1 protein-coding gene is annotated in these 255 nt (G+C 67.1%); it reads left to right on the top strand.

Translation table 11 applies throughout. From position 1 onward, the window contains the following. The coding region (locus R0J88_RS21675; protein ID WP_410901130.1) for a thiamine pyrophosphate-dependent enzyme at positions 1–255 on the top strand (255 nt) is incomplete at both ends.

The following is a 255-nucleotide window of genomic DNA, read 5'->3' as shown; positions in this document are numbered from 1 at the left end:
CTCGCCAGGAACGCCGCGGCGACGCCGAAGGCAAGCAAGTGCTGCCGGTGCTGGTGCACGGCGACGCGGCCTTCGCCGGCCAGGGCGTGGTGATGGAAACCCTGAACCTGGCCCAGACCCGCGGCTACGGCACGGGCGGCACGCTGCACATCGTCATCAACAACCAGATCGGCTTCACCACGTCGGATCCGCGCGACTCGCGTTCCACGCTGTATTGCACCGACGTCGTCAAGATGATCGAAGCGCCGGTGTTCC

The sequence above is a fragment of the Pseudoalteromonas sp. SIMBA_162 genome (genome assembly GCF_046535955.1).
Lineage (GTDB): Bacteria > Pseudomonadota > Gammaproteobacteria > Enterobacterales > Alteromonadaceae > Pseudoalteromonas > Pseudoalteromonas marina.
This window is presented reverse-complemented; position numbering and strand designations above follow the sequence as displayed.